Genomic DNA, 22,555 nt, shown 5'->3' on the forward strand with positions numbered 1-22,555 from the left:
GACTGATCATATTAACGTTTTCTTCTTTGATTGTATTTTAAGAAAATAAACAAAAAATCTTGTTCTTAAGCTATTCTCAAAACTTTGTGACTATGTTATCATGTGGTCATGGGTAAGCGATAAGTTATTATTAATAGAAATAAGAGCGACTCGCTCAAAGGAGGAAATCAAAAAATGACTGATTTTGATTCAAAAGCGTATTTAGATAAAGTGGATGCCTGGTGGCGTGCCGCTAATTATTTATCTGTGGGACAAATGTATTTACGGGATAATCCTTTATTAGACCGCGAAGTAACTGCAGATGACATCAAGATCACCCCAATTGGACACTGGGGAACTATTGCTGGGCAAAACTTTGTTTATGCGCACTTGAACCGTGTGATCAATAAATATGACCTAAACATGTTCTATATCGAAGGACCAGGACACGGTGGTCAAGTCATGCAAGCTAACGCCTATTTAGACGGCACTTGGACTGAACACTATCCAGAATACCCACAAAACAAGGAAGGTATGCAAAAATTCTTCAAATACTTCTCCTTCCCAGGCGGAACTGGCTCCCATGCCACTGCTGAAATCCCTGGCTCTATCCATGAAGGTGGAGAATTAGGTTATTCCTTATCTCATGCAACTGGTGCTATTCTTGATAACCCAGATGTGATCGCTGCCACTGTGATTGGTGACGGGGAATCTGAAACTGGTCCGTTAGCAGCTAGCTGGTTATCTAACAGCTTCATTAACCCAGTGACTGACGGTGCAGTCTTACCAATCCTTTACTTAAACGGGGGTAAAATTGCTAACCCAACCATCTTAGAACGTAAATCCAATGAAGACTTGATTAAGTACTTCCAAGGATTAGGTTGGGATCCAATGGTGGTTGAAGGAAACGATCCTGAGAAGGTTCACCCACTCATGGCTAAAACCTTAGACCAAGCCATTGAAAAGATTAAATCCATCCAAGGCGAAGCACGTAAGGGTTCAGCTGACGAAGCAACCATGGGTCACTGGCCAATGATTCTTTACCGGACACCTAAGGGCTGGACTGGTCCTAAGGCATGGGAAGGTAACGACATTGAAGGTTCTTTCCGGGCTCACCAAGTGCCAATCCCAGTGAACGCTGAAAACATGGAACACGTGGATGCCTTAATTGACTGGTTGAAATCCTATCGTCCAGAAGAACTCTTTACTGAAGAGGGTCAATTACGTCCAGAAATTGCTGAAATTGCACCTAAGGGTGACCAACGGATGGCTTCTAACCCAATTACTGACGGAGGCATCGATCCTAAACCTTTAGACTTACCAGACTGGCGTGACTATGCTCTTGACTTTGAAACACCTGGTGAACGCGATGCCCAAGACATGATTGAAATGGGTGGCTATGCAGCTGGCGTTATCGAAAAGAACCCAGACAACTTCCGTATCTTTGGGCCAGACGAAACCAAGTCTAACCGCTTGAACAAGGTCTTCAACGTCACCAAACGTCAATGGTTAGAACCAATCAAGGATAACTACGATGAATGGATGTCACCATCTGGTCGTGTGATTGACTCACAATTGTCAGAACACCAAATGGAAGGTTTCCTAGAAGCTTATACCTTAACCGGTCGCCATGGTTTCTTTGCTAGTTATGAAGCCTTCATACGGACAGTTGACTCCATGATCACCCAACATTTCAAATGGATGCGTGAAGCTAGCGAATACAAATGGCATAAACCATATCAATCATTGAACTTGATTTCTTCTTCTACCGCTTTCCAACAAGACCATAACGGTTATACTCACCAAGACCCAGGTTTATTAACCCACTTGGCAGAGAAGAAGGGTGAATTTGTACGGGCTTATCTCCCTGCAGATACCAACTCCCTCTTAGCTGTGATGGATAAGGCTTTAAGTTCAGAAAACGTGATTAACTACATCGTGACTTCTAAACACCCACGTCCACAATTCTTCTCAGTTGAAGAAGCTGAAGAATTTGTTGACAAGGGCTACAAGGTCATCGACTGGGCTTCTACCGTTGAAGAAGGGGAAGAACCTGACGTAGTGATCGCTGCATCTGGTACTGAACCAACAGTAGAAACCATTGCAACCATTTCATACCTACACGAAGCCTTCCCAGAATTGAAGATTCGTTACGTGAATGTGGTTGATCTCTACCGTCTCCGTCATCCAAATATTGACCCACGTGGCTTATCTGACGAAGAATTTGATGCTGTCTTTACTAAAGACAAACCAGTCTTCTTTGGCTTCCACAGCTTCGAAGGCTTACTCAAAGACATTTTCTTCGACCGTCACAATCATAACCTCTACCCACATGGTTACCGTGAAGAAGGGGCCATTACCACACCATTTGACATGCGTGTCTTAAACGAACTCGACCGCTTCCACTTTGCGGCTCATGTTGCTGAAGTGGTATACGGCGATAAAGCCCAAGACTTCATTGACCAAATGAATGCTAAGGTGGAAGAACACCGTGCCTACATTGTAGAATACGGTACTGATATGCCAGAAGTTAAAGAATGGAAATGGCAACCACTTGAAAAATAGTTAGACTAATAGTAGAAAACGGCAGGCGAAGTCCTGTCGTTTTTTCTTTTGACTTGTTTTCTACTTTGGCTTTTTTCCCTTTCTGCCTTCAAAAGAGACAAATTTATGCTAAAATAGAAAGGACGCACCTTGCTAAGTCAAGGTGAAAGACTCATTAACAAAGGAGTTAAAGCATGAATATTAAACAACATATTGCAAAAATTATTCAAGCAGAAGTTAGCGACTATTTAAGTCTAGACCAAGTAGAAGATGTCTTAGAAGTGCCAAAGCATGAAGGCCAAGGGGACCTGGCTTTTCCTGCTTTTATCTTGGCTAAATCACTTCGCCAAGCCCCTCAAAAAATCGCCAGTGAATTAGCCGGTAAACTCAGTGATGAGTTAATCGATCATGTTGAAGCAGTAGGGCCCTACATTAACTTCTTCTTAAAGGCCGATAAGATCTCTGCCGCTGTCCTAGCTGATATCTTAGATAAGGAATCCGCTTATGGTCAATTAGCTATTGGGGATGGAGAAAATATTTGTATTGATATGTCTAGCCCCAATATTGCTAAGCCCATGTCCATGGGCCACCTTCGTTCTACCGTTATTGGGAACGCTATCGGTAATATTGTTGAAAAGGTGAGCTTCCAACCTGTTCGCATTAACCACTTAGGGGACTGGGGAACGCAATTTGGTAAACTCATTGTTGCTTACCGTAAATGGGGTGACGAAGAAACCGTTCGACAAAATCCCATTAAGGAATTAAACCGCTTGTATGTTTATTTCCACAAAATGGCTGATGAAGACGATTCTTTAAATGATGAAGCGCGCCAAGCCTTTAAAGAATTAGAGGGCGGCAACCCAGAAGAATTGGAATTATGGCAATGGATGCGGGAGAAATCCTTAGAAGAATTCCAAAGTATCTATGATTTGCTAGGTATCGATTTTGATTCCATGAATGGGGAAGCCTTCTATAATGACAAGATGGATGCAGTAATTGACGAGTTAGAAGAAAAAGACCTGCTCAAGATTGACCAAGGAGCTACCCTAGTTGATTTGGAAGCCTATGACTTGATTCCAGCCTTAGTGAAGAAGTCTGATGGGGCGACCCTTTATATGACTCGTGACCTGGCAGCTGTCTTCTACCGTAAGCGGACCTATGACTTTGACCAATGCCTCTATGTAGTCGGTAATGAGCAATCGGTCCACTTTAAGCAATTAAAGGCTGTCATCAAAGAAATGGGTTATGACTGGTATGATGATATCCACCATATTCCATTCGGCTTAATTACCCAAGGAGGTAAGAAACTCTCTACCCGGAAAGGGAAAGTCGTTCTCCTAGAGTCCGTTCTAAAAGAAGCCATTCGTTTAGCTCAGAAACAAATCAACAGTAAAAACCCTGACCTTACTGATAAAGATCAAGTGGCCGAAGCTGTTGGGGTGGGCGCAGTGGTCTTCCATGACCTCAAGAATGACCGTTTGAATAACTTTGACTTCCAATTAGAAGAAGTAGTCCAATTTGAAGGAGAAACTGGCCCCTATGTCCAATATGCCAATGCCCGGGCTCAATCAATTTTACGTAAGGCCAATGCCGGTAAACCTCGTCTAGACGACCTACAACTGTCTGATGACGAGTCCTATGCGGTGGTCAAACAATTAAACCGTTTTCCAGAAATTATTGCTAAGGCCTATGAAAGTTATGAACCTAGTGTGATCGCTAAGTATACGCTTCAATTAGCCCAACGCTTTAACAAATATTATGCCCATACTCGGGTCCTTGAAGAAGATGACCAATTAAACGCTCGCTTAGCTTTAGTTTACGCGGTATCAGTGGTCTTGACTGAAGGCTTGAGACTTTTAGGCGTTCAAGCACCAAAAGAAATGTAATTGATCTATAAATAATAATTATTTAAGCTAATTAATTCCTCTTAAAGCACTTTCAAGTTTAGAAAGTGGCTTTAAGGGGATTTTTTTCTTGGCCATTATTATTTAATGAAGTTTTCGATCTAAAAAACGAGCAGTGTTTGACCTGGTATATTTAGCAATAAAAACAAAAAATGTATAAAAGTATGAATTATTAATAATTATAAATTCATTTCTTATATTTTTTATGATGAAAACAGGCAGTAAACCGTGAATATTGGGGATTACTAGCTATTGGATGTTTTTATAAATTAAATAAAGTTAATGATATAATAAATTAAATATCGATAAAATATAATATTAATTAAATTACGTTTCGCTTTGTAATACCATAACCATATCAAGTCCTTGTTTTGTAATGAAACGAATTTGTATAAGTATGAGGAGGAAGAATATGGTTGGTAAGAATAACCTTAAGGTGAAAAAGGAAAAGCAAAGTAACAAATTCTACCGCTATTCGATTAGACGTCTAAGTGTTGGCGTAGCATCGGTTGCAGTAGCGGCAGGTTTGCTCTTTGTATCTGATTCAGCTGTCGCCCAAGCGGCCACCGACGAAGTCAAAGCGTCAACAGTGGAAACGACTAATGCGCCAGCTCCTGTAGCGGATACGAAGCCGAGTGAAACAGTGGCAAGTCCAGCTGAGGATAAAGCAGTTCCTACACCTGTAGCAGAAGAAGCAAAGTTTACTGAAGAAAAAGCAGAAGCTAAACCGGCTCAACCTGAAGCAGATAAGAAGTCTGAAGAAAAAACTCAATCTGAGAAAGCTAAAGCCGATGTCAAATCTGAAAAGGCTGAAGCTAAGAAAATTGAAAAACAAGCTAAGTCTGAAAAAGCAGCTAAGGATGAAGAACAGTTTAAACCTGAAAACGTTAAAGATGAAAAAGAATCTAAAGAAAAGTCAAAAATTAACAATGAAGGTAAGCCTGATAAAAAAGCGAAAGCTGACAAAGTATCAAGTCGTGCAGCTAACTATGCAGGAGAAGCTAAGAAATCTGAAGATAAAGCTGACAAGAAAGACTATACACTAAAAGATGAAGGCTTGTCTTTCTATGCCAATGGTTCTAGCGTTGATACGACAAACTCAGATAAAAAAATATATGGTGATTCTGAATTATTAAAGAGATTACAAGATTCCGCCATTGATGCAACGGGTAAGAAAGGCGATAAGCGCTCTTATTCCGGTACTGTTTTCGTATATAGAAATGGTAATAGTAACGAAGTAACTAAGGAAACCTTAGCTGGCGTTCCTGTTTATTTGCAATGGGCTTATAAAGATGGCTATGTTTCCCCAGTATATAAGACCGTTTCAAATGCAGACGGGACCTTTACATTAACATTTGATAAACCAATTATTGATAAATTTGGTAATGTTCATAAATGGAAACTGTCTGATGGTGATCAAGAAGCTTTTGCGGTTAGAACTTGGGCGGAAAACCCTGATCCTGATCATTTAGCTTTAATTAAAGGCGGGGACCAAATTACTGGTTTCCACAAACGTTTAACACGTACTAATGAGTCTTGGAATTTCACGGCAGGAATTGATCGCATTGTTGGCGGTCAAGTTGTTTTTCAAGAGAAATTGCTTAATAATGAATGGTTAGTTGGGCCTAAGGATACTTGGCGGGTATCTCCAGATCCTTCTGGTGAGTGGAAACCTGCCGGGGATTACGGTAAAGTCTCTGGTAAAGTCTGGTTTGACGGGGGCGATCCTGCTGGTTCCGATGCACGTATGTGGAAGAAAGATTCGTGGGACCTTCCAGCAGCTAAAACAAAAGTGGTTGCATCTTATGTGAATGATGAAGTGGCACGTCTATTCGACAAGTGGAAGAAAGACAATAACTATACAGGATCTAATGGGCAAGATAACCCAAGAATCTTAGAATTTAGAGATGCTCAAGCCCAAATCATTGCAGACTATGAAGCCACAAATGGCAAAGGATCACATATTGCTGAAACAGTAGTTGGTACTGTTGACTCTAATGGCAATTACTACATTCCGTTTAGAGGACTCTATGGTGTGTCTCGAAATAAAGCTAATAGTGGAACATCAATTTCCTATACCATTAAACCAGAAGAATATGGCAAAGTAGTCGATGTAAAAGATGACAACCATACCAATTTAATGGCTTGGAATGGGACGATCGGACAAAAACACCGTCACATTAACCAAGACTATATGTATGTTGCTTCTTTAATTGAGAACTATAATATTTGGTCAAATACATCTCAAAACAACATGTTTGCTCTTCTTGATGGGGCTGCTTTACCAGTTGGTCCATCAAACCTGGCCTCAGGGAATATCTCAAACGTCAATTTTGCTGCCATTGTAGCTAAACCAGCTCATGCGATTAAGACTTACGATGCCCAATCAAACTTTGCGCCAGCTGGGGCCAAAGTAGAAAATGCCTCTGAAGGTCTGCTACCAAGTACGACTTATGTTCAGAGATGGTTCAAAGACGGCAAGCCATATGGAGAAGCGACTGAATTCGTAACAACTCCTGAAGGCAAAGCTCCAGCATCCATTCCATTGAATGTCGATAAGCAACTTGGCGCACCAGCTAAATTCACTTCTGCTATTTTCTTAAATGACGGAAGCAAACATGATAATTTAACCGATGCACTTGCTGCAGATGCCTTTATCGCAGCTCCTAAGGTTGAATACGATCAAATTGAAAAGAAAGCTGGACAAGAGGCTAAAACTGCTGCTCCAAAATACAAGAATGCTGCAGGTAAAGCTTATAAACCAAATCCTAATGACGGTAAGCCAACCTTCTCCTATGAAGAAAGAAAAGAAACGGTTGATAAGGACGGCGAAACTAAGATTTCTTATGAACCTCTAAAGACTGTTAAAGTTGGTAACAAGGATATTCCTGTAACAGTTGATCCAAAAACAGGTGAAGTCACCATCGAAGCGGCTGATACCGCTAAGATTCCGGGTGAAACAGTCACTGTTCCTGTAACTCTTACCTATCCAAATGGTATGAAGGTTAAGACTGATGCTGTGATTAAGGTGTTACCTAAGGAAGAACAAAAAGACTTAGTTGAGCCTCAATACACCGAAGTCCCAGGCAAAGTCGGCGAAGAAGTATCTTCAACACCTAAATTTACCGACAAAGCAGGTAAGGATACCGCTAAACCTGAAGGTGCTAAATTTGCTTTAGGCGAAAACGCTCCAGAGGGTGCAACAGTCGATCCTGAAACTGGTGTTGTGAAATACACACCTAAGGCAGGCGATGCTGCGAAGACAGTTAACGTCCCAGTCGTTGTAACCTACAAGGATGGCTCACAGGATACCACCAATGCGCCAATCCATGTGGCGGCCCAAGACAAGATCAAAGACGTGACGGATCCAAACGCTCCAGTTCCAGAAGGCTATGTGCGTTTGAAATTTAATGCAGACTCCAAGGATGGTTCAGTAACCGGTGAATTTGCGGACAATGCTAAGGTGAAAGCCTTCGACGTTCTCAAGGGCACCAAGTTCAACGACCCAGCTATCCGAGAGAAATTCGACCAAGTTGTACCAACTAACCCAGTTGCAGACAACCCAGCCAAGAAATGGTCGTCATGGGAACCCATCTTTGACAATGAATTAGCCAAGGATACCCCAATCGAAAAAGGGCTTAAGGGCGACACCCGCGAATACCATTCTGTTTACGAAGATAAAGCGTTCAACGAAGACAATGTTGGAATCGCTAAGGTTGAAATCGTCCAAGACCCAACCAAGAAGGCCTACACTGAAGGCAAGGAAGGCGACAACAAGCTCGACCCAGCCGGCACCCAGGTGAAATTAACCGATGCCAACGGCGTAGAAAAAGTTGTTGAACCAAAAGACTTCGGCAAGTACGGCATTAAACTTGGCCTCAAAGATGTGCCTAACTACACCACAGAAACACCTTTAACCAAGAAAGACCATGACGGTAAGAAGGTTGAAGTCACTGTTCCAGGTAAGAGCGGCGAACTCAAGGCGGAATCTAAGGTCCCAATCACGGTGAAACAACAGGATAAGGATGCCTTAGAACCAAGTTATGCGCCAACTGAAGCCAATGTTGGTCAAGAAGCTGCTTCGAAGGCACCAACTTTCAAAGACAGCGCTAATAAAGCAGTTAAGCAACCAGCTGGCGTTACATTCGCTTTAGGCAAGGATGCTCCAGCAGGGGCTAAGATCGATCCTAAGACAGGGGTTGTGACTTACACACCACAAGATACTGACGAAGGCAAAGCGGTGAAAGTCCCAGTCGTTGTCACTTACGGCGATAAGACAACCGATACCACAGAAGCTAGCTTCAACGTAGCCCAACGCGCTGACGTGATCGAACCAACAGATCCAAACGCAGAAGTCCCACAAGGTTATCACAAGGTAACCCTCAAGGCTGGCGAAGGCACCCAAGTCCCAGAAAAAGTTCTCCACGTAAGAGACGGCAAGGGCATCCCAGCTGACAAGTACCCAGCAGCTAAAATTGATCCTGCCCAAGCCAAGGACTACAAGGAACCAATTACATGGTCAGTTGTTCCTGGAACAGCTATCACCAAGGATGAAGTGATTGTAGCTAACGCTACTAAGAAGACTGACGCTGAAAAGAACGATCCAAAAGCCCAAGAACAAACCGTCAAAGTCGGCGAAACACCTGAGGCTGAAAAGTCCATCGCGAATCTGGGTGATTTACCTAAGGGGACTAAAGTCGCTTACAAGGAACCAGTTGACACCAAGACACCAGGTGATAAAGAAGCGACAGTCGTTGTAACCTACCCAGACGGTACCAGCGAAGAAGTTCCAGCAAAAGTTGTCGTAAAAGACTTAACGGATGCAGAAAAGAACACGCCGCAAGCTAAGGAACAAACAGTTAAAGTCGGTGAAACACCTAAGGCTGAAGATTCAATTGCGAACTTAGGAGATCTTCCACAAGGCACTAAGGTAGCTTACAAGGAACCTGTTGACACCAAGACACCAGGTGACAAACCTGCAACTGTAGTGGTAACCTACCCAGATGGTTCAAGTGAAGAAGTTCCAGCAACTGTAAAAGTTAAGGACCTGACTGATGCTGAAAAGAATGATCCTCAAGGTCAAGACATCAACACCAAAGTTGGCGAAACACCAAATGCAAAAGATGGGATTAAGGATGCGGACAAGTTACCACAAGGGACTAAGTTCGAGTTCAAAAAACCAGTCGACACTAAGGAAGCTGGCGATAAACCTGCTACTGTTGTAGTAATTTACCCAGATGGCACTAAGGATGAAGTGTCAGTAACGGTTAAGGTTTCTGAAAACCCAACCCAAGCTGAAACGACTACCCCAACTGTTCCAGCCAAGACCGAAGTCGAAGATAAGACTAACTTAACTCCTGAAGAACAAGATAAGGTTAAGAAGGCTATCGAAGACGCTAACAAGGATAAATTCCCAACTCCTAAGGAAGGCCAAAGCCCAACCACGGTTGAAGTAGGCAAGGACGGCACCGCAACCATTAAATACCCAGATGGGTCTAAAGACACCATCCCAGGGACGGACTTAGTTGTTGAACGCCCCAAGACCACTGTTGAAGGCACGCCTAAGAAGGTTAAGCCAACCAACGACCCTCAAGACACCGGCCTGGTTGTGAAGAACCAAGACGACAAGACCCCAACTAAGGTGACTGCCAAGGATGAAGACGATCAAGACGTTCCGGTAACGGTTGACCCAACCACCGGTAAGGTTTCTGTAACCCCAGGCACCAAGGTTGACGGCCCGATCATCGTAACGGTTGAAGACAAAGACTTACCAGCAGGCAAGCAAGACTTCGTCGTTCCAGTAGAAGGCCACGAAGCCGGTCGCGACGATAACGGCTCAAATAAGACCCAAGCTGACCTTACTGAACCGACTGTTCCAGCCAAGACCGAAGTCGAAGACAAGACTAACTTAACCCCAGAAGAACAAGATAAGGTTAAGAAGGCCATCGAAGACGCTAATAAGGACAAGTTCCCAGCGCCTAAGGAAAGCCAAAACCCAACTACCGTTGAAATCGGCAAGGACGGCACCGCAACCATCACCTACCCAGATGGGTCTAAAGACACCATCCCAGGGACGGACTTAGTTGTTGAACGGCCTAAGACCACGGTTGAAGGCACACCTAAGACGGTTAAACCAACTAACGATCCACAAGACACTGGTCTTGTTGTGAAGAATAAAGATGACAAGACCCCAACTAAGGTAACCGCTAAGGACGAAGACGGTCAAGATGTTCCGGTAACAGTTGACCCAACCACCGGAAAGATCTCCGTAACTCCGGGCACCAAGGTTGACGGCCCGATCACCGTAACGGTTGAAGACAAAGACTTACCAGCAGGCAAGCAAGACTTCGTCGTTCCAGTTGAAGGCCATGAAGCCGGTCGTGACGACAACGGTTCTGATAAGACTCAAGCGGATCAAATCACACCTAATGTCCCAGCTGAGAAGACTCCAGTCAACGACAAGAACAACTTAACCCCAGAAGAACAAGCTGAAGTTAAGAAGAAAGTCGAAGACGCCAACAAGGATAAATTCCCAGCACCTAAGGATGGTCAAAAACCAACTACGGTTGAAGTAGGTAAAGATGGTACAACTACGATTACTTATCCAGATGGTTCGAAAGACACTATCCCAGGAACTGACTTAGTCCGTGAAAAGACTAACGTGGATGATTCAGCTGTTAAACCTGTCAACCCAACGGACGACAAGCAAGGCACTGGCATCAAGGTCAACAACCCTGATAAAGACACCATAGTCACCGCTAAGGATGAAGACGGCAAGGATATCCCTGTTGTCATCAACCCTGAAACAGGAGAAGTGGAAGTCACCCCAGGAACTGACGTTGACGGCCCAATCACTGTCACCATCTCCGATCCAGAATTACCAGGCGGTAAGAGGGTTGTTGTGGTACCAGTCAAAGGCCATGCCGCTGGACGTGATGACAATGGTTCAGATGTGAATGTCAAACCAGATGCTCCAGCTCATACGAATACTGGCGTTCAAGCAGCAACACATGAACCAGGTCAAAAAACAGAAATAAAAGCAAATGCAGCCAAGGTTCAAAGTCAACTCCCTCAAACAGGTGCAGTTGCAGGCCTAGCTAGCTCATTAGCGCTTGCTCTTATTGGAGCAGGTAGTATTCTTGCTCTTGGCAAAAGAAGAAAAGAAGACTAAAAGACTGATTTAGCCTATAAGCTAAAAAGCTCTCATACATGAATGTATGGGAGCTTTTTTATTGGAAAATTATGAGAATAAAAAATAGGAGCTTATATTTTAAATCCATAAATAGCAAACACAAAAGAACAATAATGTATAAATAAAGAACAAACAATGTCTTTTTATGATTATTTTTAAAAATAAAAGAGGAAGAGATAATCGTCATGACGCTAATAGTAGGAGCATTTATAGCTTATATTTCAGAATAAAAGAGAAATTATGATTTGCTTTTTTAAAATATAATTCTTATTATGTGATTTAAAGTTAATAGCTAAAAGAATTATTTTTAGACTTACAAAAGCAAAACTGTATTTTATTTACTGATAAAACCGGAAAACCACGTCTTATAAAGAGATGTTATCGATTTATAAATAAATAAGATTATGGTTGAAGGCTTTCTAATTTTAAAAAATATTGTTTTTTTTTTTTTTTAGGTACTATATATTTGCAAAGTATTTATTTATAAAAAACAAATATGTATAAGTATAAGGAGGACCATATGGTTGGAAAAAATAATTATCAAGTGAAGAAGGAGAAGCAGAGTAACAAGTTCTATCGTTACTCCATTAAGCGCCTGAGTGTGGGCGTGGCTTCTGTCGCAGTGGCAGCAGGGCTTCTCTTTGCGGGAGATGTTCAAGTCGCTCGAGCTGCTGGTACCAATGATGCTGTGAATGGTGAGTTGAACTTAACGGCTGAAGAGCAAGGTAAAGTAGATCAAGCAGCCAAAGACAATGAAAACCAGCCCAACACCCAAAAAACGACTAGTGATCCTGTAACTAAACAAGTGATCCCTGCCGATGGTGGCGTGGCTGAAACCATTGAAACCGAAAAAGACTTAAAAGTTCAAGAGCCTAAACTTGCTGAAAAAATTGAAAGTCAGTCAGATAATGGGGCTTCTGATGGGGCAGTATCTACCAAACCTGCACCTAAGGAACCAGCTCTGGAAGAAAAGACTGAAGTGGCGAATGCGCCAACGACAGACGAAGATGGGACTGAACGCACAGGTCAGCCCTTAAACTCTAATGATCTGAATGCGGCAATCGATCCTAATAATCCTGAGGGGACCTTTAAATCGAATAATGTGGTAAGTTTTGCGACTAAAACGCCAGATTTAACCAAAGATGAAAACCTTCAAAAGGATCAACTAACCGTTGACCATAAAGTATTTCTCTCAACGACAGCGCCTCGTGACCGTTTTGAGCTTCGCTATGAAATTGATGAGCGTTTAGCTAAACATATTACAGATATTCGTTACCAAGCCAATGAAAATCCTCAAGTATTTGACCGAGATTTTTCATTCGATCGGTTGCAAGATGCTGATGATCCGTCAAAGGTAAGCAATACTTGGCGGGCTAATGCTTTTGATAACGATGTGGTGTCAAGTTCTAATAATCCCAATTCGATCGTGAACTATAATTCAGTTTTTGCAGCACCAGCTATAGGAGTAGTTCAAGCGGCTAAAATCCAGATTTTCTTAAATGAAAGTCTAGCAAACATTGTTGCTGCTAATCCTGAAGCTGCTCGCCGTAATGAACTCTTCTTCAACTCTTATCTTTATGATCCAGTTGAAAATAAGGTTGTTGAAGGCACCATTAACACCCAACATTTGAACACAGCTTCTAATAATTTAGATAAATTACAAGAAGCAGGCTATGCCCAAGAAGTTGTTGGTGATTATGCTCTGTCGAATGGTCATGCCCAATATGTTGAGGGGGGACCTACAATCCTCACACAGGACAATTTGATGAAAATGCGAAAATTCGTGGGATTGCAGTTGACCAAACCTTCACCAAACGCTCGGCTGGTGAAATTGTGGATACGCCATCTACCTATCACTTCCAAGCAGATGAACGCCTGCTACCATATATCAAAGGGGTAGGTATTTATAAATTAGAAGATGGCGACCAAGGGTATAGCTTCAATCGTCAACTTGATCCGAAATCCCAAGTCTTCTACAATGGCTTAATCTTACATGCTAAGGGCGGCGTAGCTAAGACTTTACCGATCGCTAATGATGGTGGCTTAGATGGTAAGTATGACCAATACTACATGGATTACAATCCAAGAACTGGTGCGGGGCATTTCCACTTAGATCCAACAAATATGGATCAATTTAACCATAATTCTGGGGAAGGCTACCAACCATCAGCTCTTCGCGTCGTTTACTACCTTAAAGATGATGTGAATATCAATCAACTTATTCCTAAGAGTCTGGACCAACGTTATGTCTTCGATGGCTTCTTCCTTGATGAAAAAGGAAACTACGTGGCTAACACCGAAGCTAACATCACTTACAACTTCGGTGACTTCTCCGGCGATCCAAGCCCAATTACTAATGAAGGCAATCCAGGCGTAGATGATACCAGCCAAACGAATCCAGCAGAAGGTGACTTGCCAGAACCAGCCAAGCCTGAAATTAACTATGAATTAGCTGGCCAAAATCGGACCGTTCTCCTGAATACGGAAGTCACTGCTAAAGACTTGGCCCAAAACCTGACTAAGACAGCTGATGGTCAAGCAGTTGATTTACCAGAAGGCACTAAGTTTAGCTTTGCGGATGATGAAGTGACCCAATCTGCGATTGTCGAACTCTTTGAGAAAGATGCGGATGGCAATGATAAACTAGACGCTGACGGTAATAAGATTTCACGCGGTTTCTTCGTGGATACTTCTAAATTAGGACAAAAAGAAATCAAAGTTGTTGTAGAATTACCACGTTCATCGACCTCTAACTTGATTTCGGGACTTGTGGATGTCAACAAGCGCCCTGGTGAATCTGGTCAGAAGGTCTCTGAAGAGCGCTTCATTCCACAAAGCAATGAAGACTCACGTAACGAGAACTCTGAAGGCTTCTTTAACAATCAAGTCCACCAATTAGCTGATGCCATCACTCCGGAAACTCAGGCACAAAATGAAATTGATGTGACGATATCGAGCTTGATTCATGGAATCCCAAGCTCTAGCCTAGAAACGCTAAAGAAATGGGATTATATCATTGAATTCTCTGACTATCTGGCCAAGCACATTACTAAAGTTGAAAATGGCTCTGGAACTGAATTCGAACGGATAGTCAACCGCAATGGCGACAAGACTAATTCATGGCGGATGCGTGCTTGGGGCGGGGCAGCAGATAATGAAGCCCTGATGACCAATACAGCAATTGGGGCACAGTACAACTACCTAGCTAAGGTGACTTTAGATTCTTCTATCAAGTCCATTATCGATGAGACGGAACAAGAATTAGGACGTCCTGTAACCAACGGCGACTTCGGATCAACTTCCTTCATCTACAACAATGCCAACAAGGCGATGATTGAAGGTTCTTACTCATCTACCTTTATGAAGGTCAACCCAACCCAGTATGATGAAAAAGTAGCTGCTGACAATGTTGCTAAGAACCCAACCTTCAATAACTGGTTCCGTTTATCCGGTGGGGAAGTTAGCTACAAGGAAGGCGACGAAGTGAGTCCATATACCGGCTTAACTGGGGATAAGATGCGCGGCTTTGTCTTTGATCAAATTTTTGCTAAGCAAGGCGGCTCATCACTGAACACAGCTGGTGCAACTACCAATCCTATCCACTACCACTACACGGTAGACCAACGTCTCTTGCCTTATATTGAGTCTGCTGAACTCTACTATGTGCCAAATGGTAAGGATTACTACAATAACTCAGCAGTTGGTTTTGATAAGAACTATATTCCTCAAGCCAAGGTCTTCTTCAATGGCCTCGACTCACGGAATGATGACTTCCAAAGCGAATTCAATCGGGAAACAGGTGAAGGGGTCTTCAAGTTAGATCCACAGAACGATACCGTAAGTCGGATCTTCAACTTCAACAACTCTCACTTGGATCCTGCAGCTGCTCGGATTGTTTACAAGCTGCGTGATGGTGTCACAGCTGAAGACATCCTCAAGGCTTATCCAGATGCCAGCTTTGCCTTCACGGGTTACCTCACCCTTGACTCCGGCCCAGTTGTTCGTAACTCCAACGCCAATGTGGGTTACCGCATCTCAGATATCGATGGCGATGGCCGTCCGGATGAATTCCAGAATGATCGCTTATCCAATCTAAGTGAGGAAGAAAAACAACTTCTTTCCCCAATCGAAAAAGCGATTGTCAATGAAGGCCTCACCGGAACCAATGCGAATATTCTTGTCCAATCCGCACGTGATAAAGATACGAGCGTTCATGGCGTAGTTAACACAGGCTTCAGTGAAGCAGATGCACCAAGTGTTCAAGCAGCTATTGTTAATGAAGACGGTAGCGTGACGGCACTCGGCAGCTCAGCTGTAGACCCTCAAAGCGGCGAATACAGTATTAACACGCCAGAGGGAACAACCTTGACCCAAGGCCAAACGATCTTGATTACCTTAACGACTGGTGGACAAGTTCACTCAGCTAATTACACCACTGTGGGCGAAGGCAATCCAGAAGTCACTGCCAAGGTTGATGTGCTTGATCTTAAAGATATAAACAGCGACCAGAGAGTGGCTAAGGGTCAAGACATGACAGCTGTTAAGGTTGACCAATTTGTCGATGCAGCGGGTCAAGTGAATCCAGCAAGCACAGAAAATGGTCAAGTACACTTTGCAACTGTAGGTACGGATGGTCAAACAGATACAGAAGAGCTTGCTAACCAACTTAGTGTTCGTATCGCAACAACCGATGCTCAGGGCAATGTGACCTATCAAGACCTTGCCAGTGCAGGTTTAACTTACAATCCTGAAACTGGTCAAGTGACAGGTAGCCCAATCTTGCCTGAAGGGGAAGAAGAGCACACTTATACTATTGTGGTAGACGCGAAGAATGCTAAAGCAGGGGACGCGACCAATCGGACCTTTAACGTAACGGTTTATAGCCAAGCTTCTGAATACACACCAGCTTATGAAGCAGTTGATGTGATTCCAGGAAATAAGGCTGAAACAGCTAGCCCAAGCTTTACGGATTCTAAGAACCAAGCGGCTACGCCAGCTTTAGACTCAGAAGCGGCTTATACTGCACCTGAGACAGTGGATGTTGAGGGAACACAAGTCGCCGTTCAGGTGGATCCACAAACAGGGGTTGTCACTGTAGATCCTGCTGAAACAGCTAAAGTGCCAGGTAAGGCCATCACTGTACCAGTAACCGTTAAGTACCAAGATGGGTCAACTGACCAAGCCAATGCTACCATCAATGTCACGGATCCAGGATTTATCGATCGAACAAACGATCCAGATGCGCCTGTCCCTGAAGGTTACAAGAAGGTAGACCTCGTTGCGGGGCAAGGGGTAACACCATTTGAAGGTGGCAATAAGACCTATCATGTTAAGGAAGGAACCAGCATTCCAGCTGATAAGATTCCTGAACTCACAGCACAAGCAGGTTACGAAAATCCTGTTTGGGACAATGATCCGGCACAAACGGTAACTGCTGATAGTCCGTCTCGCTTCACAGCGACAGCTAGTCCTGCTCCAGAAGCCGACACCACCGCCCCATCAATTACCGTGTCAGCCAAGGATATCCAAGCCACTGAAGGACAGCCTATTGACCCTGTTTCAGTGACAACGGATGATCCGGAAGCAACCGTGACCGTTGACGGCTTGCCAGATGGTTTATCCTACAATCCTGAGACCCAACAGATCGAAGGGACGGTTCCAGCGGGGACGGTTCAATGGGCGGATGACCAGGATGAGGCGCGCGACTTCTCAGCAACCGTCAAGGCAGTCGATCCAGCGGGCAATGAAGCGACTGAGCCGATTAATGTCACCGTTCTCCGCGACACAGACGGCGACGGCCAAGCGGATAAAACCGACGAAGATGATGACAACGACGGCATTCCAGATACGGAGGACCAAGCGTCTAAGACTTGGGACGGCCTGGATGCGCAAACAACCGATACGACCGCAACCAATGGCCAAGCTGTGCCTGAGAATACCAAGGTCGTGACACCAAATAAACCGGGTGCTAAGGTTTCAACCCCTGCCCCAGTGGACGGTCTGTCTGTGGATGAAAACGGCAACTTAGTTGGCACACCGACCGTGGACTTCCAACCTGGTGAAACCGAAAAAGTCGTTGAAATCCCTGTTGAAATCACGTCAACTGGCACCGGTCAAAAAGATGACCAAGGCCAACCAACCGATGAAGCCATCACTCGAACCGTCAAAGTTACCGTGACGAATCCAAATGCGGGTGAAACACCTGCTGAGTCCAGCGTCGAGCTGACACCGAAGTCACAAAACGCTCTGGAAGGCAAGGACATCACCCCAGTAACGCCTCAAGCGGACAATGTCCCAGAAGGCGGCAACGTGAAGGTAACCATCGATGGCCAAGACACTTACCCAGGTTTGACTGTCGACCCAGATAGCGGCCAAGTGACGGGGCAACCACAAATTACTGACTGGGCCCCTGAAGAGGAAACTCGGACCATTACCGTAACCGCCCAAGTCCAAGACAAGGACGGCAATCCAGTCCGTGATGCAGACGGCAACCCAGTGACAGCTGAATCAACCATCACCGTTTACCGCGATACCGATAAGGACGGCCAACCCGACAAGGATACCGGTATGCCGCAAGATCCAAACAATCCATCTGTCCCAGGCATCGACCAAGGCGACAAGGATGATGACAACGACGGTTGGACCGACCAGGAAGAAAAAGACCGTGGAACGGACGGCAAAGATGAAAACAGCTTCCCACGTGTGACTGAACCTGGTGCGGAAAATACCCCAGGTCAAGACACCACCAAGGTTACCGGCAAGACTACGCCAAATACTGAAGTGGAAGTCAAGGACAAAGATGGAAATACCATCGGTACTGGCACTTCAGACGACCAAGGTAATATCGACCTTGATGTACCGAAGCAAAATCCTGGCGATAAAGTGACCATCGTTCCAGGTAAGAAGGACGACCAAGGCAACTTTACTCCAGGGAACCCGGATGGCAATGCCGAAACAGTTGTTAAAGAAACCCCACAAATCAATAATCCAGGGGCTAAAAACGAACCTGGCTCAGATCAGACCAAGGTAACCGGCAAGACCACCGTTCCAAATTCTAAGGTTGAAGTGAAGGATAAAGATGGCAACACCATTGGGACTGGTACGTCTGATGAGAACGGTGACTTCACGATTGAGGTGCCTCATCAAGATCCAAGCGATAAAGTAACTATAATTCCATCTAAGGACTACAATAACCCAGATGGTTCCACTGAAACTCGGACAGGTGATCTAGTTGAAACGACAGTCACAGAAGATACACCTGCTATTTCTGAGACCAGTGTGGAAGTAGCTCCTAAGTCTCAAAACGTTCTTGAAGGTGAGGATATAACTCCAGTAACTCCTCAAGCTGATAACATCCCAGAAGGCGGCAACGTGAAGGTAACCATTGATGGTCAAGACAGCTATCCAGGCCTAACTGTTGATCCAACAACTGGTCAAGTCACAGGTCAACCAGAAATTAAGGACTGGAGTCCAGAAGAAGAAACACGGACGATTACCGTTGAAGTTTCTGTTCTTGATAAGGATGGTAATCCTGTTAAAGATCAAGATGGCAATCCAGTAGCGGCTGAATCAACGATTACCGTTTATCGTGATACCGATAAAGATGGCCAACCTGACAAGGATACTGGCATGCCTCAAGATCCAAATAATCCAAATGTTCCAGGCATTGACCAAGGTGACAAGGACGACGACAACGACGGTTGGACCGACCAGGAAGAAAAAGACCGTGGCACCGATCCAAAAGATGAGTCTGACTTCCCTAAAGTGACTCAACCTGACGCTGAAAATAAACCAGGTGAAGATACCACTAAGGTGACTGGTAAGACTACTCCAAATACCGATGTTGAAGTCAAGGATAAAGACGGAAACACCATCGGCACAGGAACATCAGATGACCAAGGTAACATTGATCTCGATGTACCGAAACAAAATCCTGGCGACAAGGTAACCATCGTTCCAGGTAAGAAGGACAATCAAGGCAACTTTACGCCAGGCAATCCGGATGGTAATGGCGAAACCGTTGTTAAAGAAACTCCACAAATTACCAATCCAGGGGCTGACAATGAGCCTGGTTCAGACCAAACTAAGGTCACAGGTAAGACAACTGTTCCAAATGCCAAAGTCGAAGTGAAAGATAAAGATGGCAAGACCATCGGCACTGGCACTTCCGATGAGAACGGTGATTTCACGATTGAAGTGCCTCGTCAAGGCAAGGGTGACACCATCACCATCATCCCATCCAAGGAATACACCAATCCAGATGGTTCTACCGAAACCCGGACGGGCGACCCTGTCGAAACCACTGTAACTGGTCAAACACCAGCGGTTAAGGAAGACAAGGACATCTACCAACCGGAATACAAACCAGGCACAGGTCAACCCGGCACCAAGGTAGAAATCGGCGAACCTATTTTCAAGGATGAAGAAGGTCAAGTGGTGACCCCACCAGCCGGCACCAGCTTCAAGCCAGGCGAAGGTGAAACGGGCATCACAGTAGATCCTGAAACAGGTGAAGTGACTGTCGACGTGCCTGAAGGGGCCAAAGCAGGCGACACGATTGAGAAAACAATCATCGTGACCTACCCTGATGGTTCAAGCGAAAGCGTCACCGTTACCGTGACAGTCGAAGGCAAGGGCGGCAGCGGCGTGACACCTACGCCAACCCCAACTCCTGAACCACAACCCGAAGGCAAAGATGAGGTCAAGGACGAGCCAGCGCCTGCCCAAGTGCATACCCAACTTCCTCAAACCGGCTCAGTTGCAGGGTTAGCACGCTCATTGGCTCTAGCTCTGATTGGAACGGGTTCCATCCTGGCTTTAGGTAAAAAGAAAAAAGAAGACTAATCGTCACTGATTAGCTTCTCTTCCAGCACCTCGCTTAGCGGGGTGCTTTTTTATTAATAAAAGGCAACAAAAAAAGTAGCTCAATCTAGAGAATGTAGATTGAGCTACTTTTATTACCGATGTAATTTTCTATTCTTCTAATTGATTTGTCTTTTCCTTGGCGGTCTTAAGGAGATTGGGACCGACTAATACAATGGCCATCAGTAAGCCAGCGGTTTGGATCCAAAAGATGGTGACATCGGTTAGGCCATGGATTAATACCACACTGAGCAAACTACAGATTAATGCCAGTTCGGGACGGATACTTGAATATCGCCGCATCTCATTGAGCATCTTTCCTAGCCGGTAAAGGGGATAGACCAGAAGGCTAGACCCGATGATACCGTAAGATAAGAGCGTATCTAGGAAAATATTATGAGCATGCTGGGTATACTTGGTGGTGTATTCACTGTAAACATGCATATAGGTTAAGGGACCTTGGCCAAACCAGACATTATCCTTAAAGGCCTGCCAGCCGGTTTGCCAGATGTCAAAGCGGTCGGAAAAGGCATAGGCCAAGTCGTCAAAGCGTGGCATAAGGCCCATCCCCCAAGCGATCAGTCCTAAGATACTGAGACCTAGTAGGGAGTAGATGGCGGTTTTCTTATAGCCAATCACATAAAAGAAAACATAAGAGGCCCCTATAATCACGATGGCACTGGTCCGGCAGCCAGTATAAACAATGGCCAGTAAATTACAAGCAATTAAAAAGAGACAGGTCAACTTTTTAGCCAAGTGTTTAGTAGTCTTCATCCGATACATGGCGATAACAATAAAGAATTCCAGCATCATGGCGAAATAATTTGGGTTAAAAAAGGTTGCTTCTACCCGGTCGGGATGCACTTTGTTCATGGCAGGAGAAATAAAGGTATAGTCCCATTCTGAGATAATATTAAAGTGCTCTAAGAGAGTAAAAATAAAAATGATAATACTTGCAATTAAAGTAATATTTACGATTTCGGACAGATAGTCAGGTCGAACCTGTTTCGTATAGTAAATCGAATAAAGAAGGGCAATTAATAAACCAACTGAGATCAGTCCACCTACCCAATTTTCATGTACAATAGAGATTAAAAAGGCATAAAAAGGGAAGGAAAATAAACTTGTGATTAAAGAGTCATTTGGCCAGTGTTTGACCGATAGCATTCCTGTTGCCAACAACAAGATAAAAACAACCCCAAAAACAACAAGGGTTATATAAAATGGAAAGAACAGGCTGACCAATAAGATGGTCATCAGTATGGATTGAATTGCTCCTGGTAAGAAGGCTTTGCCATCTTCTAGCAAGTAAGTCACCTACTTTCAGAAAGAGTATCAATCCTTTAAACTTTAGCCTAAATCAGCTTAAATTACAATCATTTTAAGCATCTTTAGCTAATTTTTTAAAATTATTTATAAGTGATTGAGCGCTTTCGTTTTAGATCGACAATAAACATGCTAGAATAAACTTATATAGAAAGAGGCGAGTAGAATGACAGATTGGAAAGGCTTGGATCCCAAGGCGTTTAATCGCTATCGCTCCTGGAAGAACTCTAGCAGTCCAGGAATTTGTGGATCCTACTGCTGTAGTGTGCTGGTACATTATCATACCCTCAAAGACACCGGGGTCGACTTAGATAAGGACACTTTAGTAGCAGGTTTTAAAGAAATTGTTGATGATAAGCGACCTTATCGCGGAAGTTTTATTTGGGATATCGCCTTAGCTTTATCCATGTTCTGTGAAAAGATGCCTTATCAAGTCAAGGCGGGGTTACTAACTGAGATTAATTTACCAGATTTGATCGACCAGGGTTTTGGGCCATTTATTGTGGGCCTCCAAAAACCGCTAAAAAGTAGCTATGGCAACCATTGGATTGTGGTATACGCCTACAGATATAACCAAGCTGGCCAACTCTTCTACCTTGCCTATGATAACCAAGGACGTAGTCAGGTTGAAGTTCCTGCTAGTCAAAGCTTAACCTACTGTTATTTAGCAGCTGAGGAAGAAGTGACGGCCGATGTCTATATTAGTGATGCAGAAAAATAAAACAGTTGCAAAGAAAACAAGGCATTG

At 44.0% G+C, this 22,555-nt stretch carries 7 protein-coding genes; 6 read left to right on the plus strand and 1 reads right to left on the minus strand.

Going from position 1 to position 22,555, the window contains the following annotated elements:
• Positions 1-174: 174 nt before the first annotated feature.
• The 5 genes from HMPREF9243_RS04345 to HMPREF9243_RS09880 all read left to right on the plus strand — a co-directional run bounded on the left by HMPREF9243_RS04345 (position 175) and on the right by HMPREF9243_RS09880 (position 20,463).
• Positions 175-2,544 carry a phosphoketolase gene (locus HMPREF9243_RS04345; protein WP_013669941.1) on the plus strand — a complete coding sequence of 790 codons (2,370 nt, stop codon included), beginning with the start codon at positions 175-177 and terminating at the stop codon, positions 2,542-2,544.
• Between the two features lie 173 nt (positions 2,545-2,717).
• Positions 2,718-4,409, plus strand: a complete 1,692-nt coding sequence (argS, locus tag HMPREF9243_RS04350; protein ID WP_013669233.1) for an arginine--tRNA ligase — start codon at positions 2,718-2,720, stop codon at positions 4,407-4,409.
• A gap of 430 nt (positions 4,410-4,839) precedes the next feature.
• Positions 4,840-11,598 carry a Rib/alpha-like domain-containing protein gene (locus HMPREF9243_RS09875; RefSeq protein WP_013669802.1) on the plus strand — a complete coding sequence of 2,253 codons (6,759 nt, stop codon included), beginning with the start codon at positions 4,840-4,842 and terminating at the stop codon, positions 11,596-11,598.
• Between the two features lie 541 nt (positions 11,599-12,139).
• Complete coding sequence (locus tag HMPREF9243_RS04365; protein WP_013669013.1) at positions 12,140-13,519, plus strand: YSIRK-type signal peptide-containing protein; 1,380 nt, start codon at positions 12,140-12,142, stop codon at positions 13,517-13,519.
• Complete coding sequence (locus tag HMPREF9243_RS09880; protein ID WP_049776748.1) at positions 13,453-20,463, plus strand: YPDG domain-containing protein; 7,011 nt, start codon at positions 13,453-13,455, stop codon at positions 20,461-20,463. Before HMPREF9243_RS04365 ends, HMPREF9243_RS09880 begins: the two co-directional genes overlap by 67 nt.
• A gap of 129 nt (positions 20,464-20,592) precedes the next feature.
• On the opposite strand, the gene HMPREF9243_RS04375 is transcribed toward HMPREF9243_RS09880, so the two are convergent.
• Entirely contained in the window at positions 20,593-21,789 is a 1,197-nt protein-coding gene (locus tag HMPREF9243_RS04375; RefSeq protein WP_013668715.1) for an O-antigen ligase, read from the minus strand.
• Between the two features lie 184 nt (positions 21,790-21,973).
• Here HMPREF9243_RS04375 and HMPREF9243_RS04380 point away from each other — a divergent pair, with 184 nt between their 5' ends.
• Entirely contained in the window at positions 21,974-22,528 is a 555-nt protein-coding gene (locus HMPREF9243_RS04380) for a hypothetical protein (protein ID WP_013669299.1), read from the plus strand.
• The last annotated feature ends 27 nt before the right edge of the window (positions 22,529-22,555 follow it).

Origin of the sequence: Aerococcus sp. Group 1, assembly GCF_000193205.1 — a bacterium.
Classification (GTDB): domain Bacteria; phylum Bacillota; class Bacilli; order Lactobacillales; family Aerococcaceae; genus Aerococcus; species Aerococcus urinae_A.

What these genes read in the sequence shown, in the direction of transcription:
- HMPREF9243_RS04345 (WP_013669941.1), top strand. Translation starts at nt 175, where the DNA reads ATGACTGATTTTGATTCAAAAGCGTATTTAGATAAAGTGGATGCCTGG.
- argS (WP_013669233.1), top strand. Translation starts at nt 2,718, where the DNA reads ATGAATATTAAACAACATATTGCAAAAATTATTCAAGCAGAAGTTAGC.
- HMPREF9243_RS09875 (WP_013669802.1), top strand. Translation starts at nt 4,840, where the DNA reads ATGGTTGGTAAGAATAACCTTAAGGTGAAAAAGGAAAAGCAAAGTAAC.
- HMPREF9243_RS04365 (WP_013669013.1), top strand. Translation starts at nt 12,140, where the DNA reads ATGGTTGGAAAAAATAATTATCAAGTGAAGAAGGAGAAGCAGAGTAAC.
- HMPREF9243_RS04380 (WP_013669299.1), top strand. Translation starts at nt 21,974, where the DNA reads ATGACAGATTGGAAAGGCTTGGATCCCAAGGCGTTTAATCGCTATCGC.